At 65.7% G+C, this 5,228-nt stretch carries 6 protein-coding genes and 1 pseudogene; 3 read left to right on the top strand and 4 right to left on the bottom strand.

Annotated elements, in window-relative coordinates; genetic code table 11:
* Positions 1-515, top strand: a 515-nt coding sequence (locus tag AC1D1G_RS41345) for an isocitrate/isopropylmalate family dehydrogenase (protein ID WP_477956507.1), incomplete at its 5' end; no start/stop codon positions are given.
* A 166-nt stretch (positions 516-681) separates the two neighbouring features.
* Here AC1D1G_RS41345 and AC1D1G_RS41340 read toward each other — a convergent pair.
* From AC1D1G_RS41340 to AC1D1G_RS41325, 4 genes and pseudogenes are all read right to left on the bottom strand, one after another.
* Entirely contained in the window at positions 682-1,320 is a 639-nt protein-coding gene (locus AC1D1G_RS41340; RefSeq protein ID WP_283334131.1) for an RES family NAD+ phosphorylase, read from the bottom strand.
* Positions 1,321-1,326: 6 nt separating this feature from the next.
* Positions 1,327-1,923 (bottom strand): hypothetical protein, encoded by a 597-nt coding sequence (locus AC1D1G_RS41335; RefSeq protein ID WP_283334129.1) that lies wholly within the window; start codon positions 1,921-1,923, stop codon positions 1,327-1,329.
* Between the two features lie 300 nt (positions 1,924-2,223).
* Positions 2,224-2,772 (bottom strand): HAD family hydrolase, encoded by a 549-nt coding sequence (locus AC1D1G_RS41330; protein ID WP_477956506.1) that lies wholly within the window; start codon positions 2,770-2,772, stop codon positions 2,224-2,226.
* Positions 2,773-3,012: 240 nt separating this feature from the next.
* A pseudogene (locus AC1D1G_RS41325) lies at positions 3,013-3,971 on the bottom strand (LysR family transcriptional regulator).
* Between the two features lie 130 nt (positions 3,972-4,101).
* Between AC1D1G_RS41325 and AC1D1G_RS41320 the strand changes: the two are divergent.
* Together AC1D1G_RS41320 and AC1D1G_RS41315 are read left to right on the top strand one after the other, a co-directional pair.
* On the top strand, positions 4,102-4,854 hold the full coding sequence (locus tag AC1D1G_RS41320; RefSeq protein ID WP_283353214.1) for an SDR family oxidoreductase: 753 nt from the start codon (positions 4,102-4,104) through the stop codon (positions 4,852-4,854).
* Between the two features lie 28 nt (positions 4,855-4,882).
* Entirely contained in the window at positions 4,883-5,206 is a 324-nt protein-coding gene (locus AC1D1G_RS41315) for a Cif family virulence factor (protein ID WP_283334123.1), read from the top strand.
* The last annotated feature ends 22 nt before the right edge of the window (positions 5,207-5,228 follow it).

The raw sequence follows: 5,228 nt of genomic DNA, 5'->3' as shown, positions 1-5,228 counted from the left end.
CCCACGAGGCGTTCCGCATCGCCCGCAGCCGCCGGCGTTCGGTGACGATCGCGCACAAGGCCAACGTGCTGACCATGACCACGGGACTGTTCCGCGACGTCTGCCTCGAGGTCGCAGAACAGTACCCCGAGGTTTCCGTCGACCATCAGCACATCGACGCGCTCGCCGCCCACCTCGTCCGGCGCGGAGACAGTTTCGATGTGATCGTTGCCGAGAACATGTTTGGCGACCTCCTGTCCGACCTGACCGGGGAACTGGCCGGCTCGATCGGGATCGCTCCCTCACTGAACTCCTCGGAAACGCGGGCCATGGCCCAAGCCGCGCATGGCGCCGCACCCGATACCGCCGGGCTCGGTATTGCGAACCCGATCGCGACGATCCTCTCCTCAATGATGCTGCTGCGCTGGCTGAGCATCAAGCATGACCGTTCCGTCTGCGCCGAGATTGCGTCGACGATCGAGGATGCTGCATCACCCGGCAAACATCGTGTCACCGTGAACCGCACGGCGTCGTAGGGTCGATTCTCCCGAGCCGACCGGTGTCCTCTACGTGAATGACACTGCAAACCAGCAGAAGTGAGTCCGCGACGGCGACGAACCGAAACCCTTGCGCTCAGACTCGCAGCACGCCCGCCGAACAGCACCCCGAGGACATGCGCCCGCCGCGGCTAACGCGGCTGGCTCAGGGTCCGAGCGCCGCGTTGTGCGGGGTGAGGATCGCACCCAACAGGTAGTGCCCGTCGGCGGAGTCGAGCGCGATCACGCCTCCGACGGCGGTGACGGCGGGGTGAGTGTGCGCGGCCGGGTCATCGGCCAGCATCCAGGCGAGAGTGTTCTCGTCGTGCCGCGGCCGGTATTGCACGCCATCGACATCGGGGTTCGCGGCGAGGATCGCGGCGACCCATCGGCGGGTGTGCAGATACCCGGAGGGGTCGCACTTGGACAACCAGGCGCCGGCGTTGATCCGGGACGCCCCGGTCCCGGTCAGATCCACGACCTTTACCGTGCGGGTGGTCCGCACTTCACTCAGGACCCGGCCGGCGATATTCGCCCGCGGGATCAGCCGCGGGGACTGGTCGACAGGAAGGTTGCGGCAGAGCGTCTCGGCGACCGCCGCGGCCGGACTGTCACCGAGGTACAGGTATCCGTAGGAGCCGTCGAGACTGTCGAACCGGCCCCCAACCCTGACGCGGGGCCGGGCGGTGGGGTTCAACTCCGCGGCGCCGCGGGTGGCGCTGTGAATGCGCCACAGCGAGGTATCGGCGGGGATCGTGGTGATCAGGGCAGCGGGCAACGGTGTGGGTGGATCCGGGTAGGTCACGCGGGTTCAGTCCTGCGTCAGGTCGTCGGCCATGTCCCGCAGATCCTGCTCGTGCCCACCGTCGACGGCCAGGGCCGCCGGGGATCGTGGGTCGTCGGCGAAGTCGGTCGGGCTGAGCCACCAGGACGCCACACCCCACGGGTCGTCCTTCGCGCCGAGGGCCCGGTTGATCTCGGCGACGATCGGGCGGACCTGCCGGCGGTCGGCGTCGAACTGGAAGGCGGGGTAGAGCTTGTGCCCCGATACCGGCAGTGCGATCACCGTGCCGGCCGTCGACAGCCGGCTGGCGGTGTTGCGGCTGGTAGCCGCCCTCCCCAGGACACGGCTGACGGCGGTGGAGTCGAGCATCTCGTGCTGGTCGACGATCGAGTTCAGCACGGACGCGACGATCCGCGTGCGGGCCACCGCCGCGGCGGCCGGGTTGGCGACCGCACGCTCCTGTTGACGTGCCAGCGCGGGGCTCATCGACAGCAGCGCCGTCACGTCGTCACGGACGGGACGCAGGGCCGGTCGGCGGGAGAACTCCTCGACCAGCAGCTCGACGAGGTCCGGGTCCGACAGGGCATGGATCGAGTCGCGTGCCCGATCTCGGTCGACGAGCATGTCCATCACCTCCGCTTGTGCCGATAGTGTACCGCGTACCATACGTGTCAGGGTAGAGGGGTGTGGAACGACTCGACACGGGTGCCTCTCGCTCATTCTTCGACGGCCTGTCGGCCGACGGGGAACGAGCGCCCTATGGCGCGGTGCCGCCAGATGTCGTCGCACTCTCCGACTGTTGCACCAGCACGCACTGGGCCTCGACGATTACCCACAGGCCGAGTGAGTCCGGCGGGAGATGCGCTACGCGGCGGATGTCAGGAGCGGCAGAATTGTAGGAAATTGCCTGCGGCTGGGACCACCTCAGTCTGCCACCACGCCCCGTCCGCAATGCGGCGCACCACGGCGACCGTGGCCCCGTGGCCGGCGCACCCCACGATCGGTCAGCGTGGCGCCTGTTTCCGCGGTCAGTATGGCTCGCAGCTCCCGCACCCGGAGACCGGACATCTCGTCGAACAGGTGCGCCCGCACCCCGCCGGACCGCAGACCCTGCAATGTCCCGGATTCGTCGTCGACGAGCGCCGACAACCACCGCCCGACCGCCCGACAATGCCCGGCCTTGTCCTCGGCAGCCGCACGATGATCGCCATGAGCACGGCACAGCAACGCCCGCCCCGGCGGAAACTCGTTCTCCCCCAGCCCCAACCGGGTCTGCCCCGCGCACGAGACCGGCCGGGTCGCCAAATACACCACAACGAACCCCAGACCGGCCACCGCCTCAACCACATCCCGTCCCGGCTCGATGACCGCCACCTGCCCGAGATGCTCGAAGAACCGCTGCCACGCCTGCCGGCGGTTCCCACCCGAGTCACCGACGGTCAAGTGGTGAGCGAATGCCGACAGGTCCGCCAAACCACCATCGACGTCGAAATCACCACGCGCTCGGTACCGCTCACCTCCCCGACCCAAGCCACCGGGTCGGCAGACATGCCGGAGCCACGCCCACCCTGACACTCACTGGGACGTCACCGCACCGTGCTCACCAGAGAGCCGTAGAAAACACAACAACTGCCCTTCCGCGCGCTACAGGCGGGCGAACTCCTGAATCGACATATCGTCCAGTTCGACGCAGCGGTAGGCGTGCAGACCCCGCTAGGGATCTGCCCCCGATACCGCGGGTGGGGTGTTTCCACTTGTCCCGCTGAGCATGACGGTGCGAGGCGCAGAAATGGTGTGGGGCAGCCAAAGAGCCTGTACCGGTACCAGCGGGGGTCCTTGAGGTCGAGCACCTGCACTTGTCCCGCCAGCGCAGTTCCCCGGGGGGCGGTAACGAAGGCGACGTAGTCGTTATCGACCACGGCGGTCACCGGGGGTGTCCCCTGTGTCTTGTTGACGGCCAGGGTGGGTTCGAAACCTGCTCGGCGGCAAGCGGACACGAGAAAGTCCGTGTAGAACGAGACTCCTGGGGGCGCCCACACCACGAGCGTTTGGTCGGCGATGTCGCCGAGGTCGATCTGGACGCGTTCAGCGAGCGGATGGCCGGTTCGAACCGCGATCCGTAACGGATCGTAGGAAATCGTGGCCGCCGCCAGATCGTCCGGGGTGGTGGCCCCGCGGCGAAGTCCCACATCGATTGTTCCGTCGATCAATGCTTGATGCAGGGCATCGGGATACATCTGCCGGGCGGTAATCGACATCTGCGGCAGGGCCGCACGCACGGGTCCGACGAGGGTGAAGACCTCCTCGGACGTGACCGCCGGGGTATGCGCGACTACGAATTCCTCCGCCGCGCCCGCGGCGACGCGACGTGTTTCGGCAGTCAACGCCCGGGCTGCGGCGAGAAGGGGACCGGCGCCGTCCTTCAGTGCCTTCCCGGCCGGGGCCAACGCCAGATGGCGACCACGCCGGTCGAAGAGCACGACTCCCAGATCTCGTTCGAGTTGGCGCATGGCGCTGCTGAGAGCTTGCTGGGTCAAGAACATCTGCGCCGCTGCTTGGGTGAGGTTCTGATGCTCGGCCACCGCCATGAACTGTGTCAGCCGCCGCAGGTCGAGGGGTGACACGCTCTGTTCGCTCGCGGACGATGCCCCACCCGGTTCCGACTTCGCCATCGCCATCGCCATCACCTCCATGTACAACGTTCGCTTGTAGATTCACCACCAATGTGCGTTTTCCAATTGTAGAAGGCGGGTCTAGCGTCGAATGCGCACAGAGCAATTCCCCAAACTCAGGGAGCAACCAATGACCGTATCGCTACAGGGCAAGTCTGCAGTCGTCGCCGCCGGCGCGAAGAATCTCGGCGGACTGATCAGCACCACGCTCGCCGAACAGGGTGTGAACATCGCCGTCCATTACAACAGCGACGGCACCGAGTCGGATGCCGACAAGACGGTGGCAGCGGTGGAGGCCGCCGGTGTCAAGGCGGTGAAGTTCCAGGGCGATCTGACGAAGCCGCAGAACATCGAGCGCCTGTTCGACACCGCGATCGATGCGTTCGGCGGTGTTGACATCGCCGTCAATACGGTGGGCAAGGTCTTGCGGAAGCCGATCATCGAGACCTCCGAAGACGAGTACGACTCGATGTTCGACATCAATTCTAAGGCTGCGTATTTCTTCATCAAGGAAGCGGGCAAGCGACTCAACGACGACGGCAAGCTCATCTCCATCGTCACGTCGCTGTTGGCTGCGTTCACCGACGGCTACTCCACCTACGCCGGTGGCAAGAGCCCGGTCGAGCACTTCGCCCGTGCGGCGGCGAAGGAACCTGCACCGCGGGGCATTTCGGTGAACAACATCGCTCCCGGGCCGATGGACACGCCGTTCTTTTATGGGCAGGAAACCGACGAGCGGGTGGCGTTCCACAAGTCGCAGGCCATGAAGAACCAGCTCACCAAGATCGAAGACATCGCGCCGATCGTGTCCTTCCTTGCCGGGGACGGTTGGTGGATCACCGGCCAGACCATCTTCGCCAACGGCGGTTACACCACTCGTTGACCCGACCGATCGAACATCGGAGAACACGATGACCGACACAGTCCCAGAACCGGTCGCGCAACTGATCGCTGCCACCAATTCCCCTGACCTGGAGACATTCCTGGACACGTTCACCAGCGACGGAGTAGTCGACGACTGGGGACGCACCTTCCTCGGGCGCCCAGAAATACGGCACTGGAGCGACAACGAATACCTCGGCAAGCAGGTCACACTCGAGGTTACGTCGGTTCAGAACACACCGACCGGAGCCATTGTCGTGGCGCAGGTCGGTGGCAACGGATTCAACGGGCCCAGCACATTCTCGTTCCTCCTCAGTGGAAACAAGATTCAGCGGATGACGATCCGGGAATGAGCGGGTGCGCCGAACAGAAGGT

The sequence above is a fragment of the Rhodococcus sp. P3_B8 genome (assembly GCF_056402775.1).
This window is presented reverse-complemented; position numbering and strand designations above follow the sequence as displayed.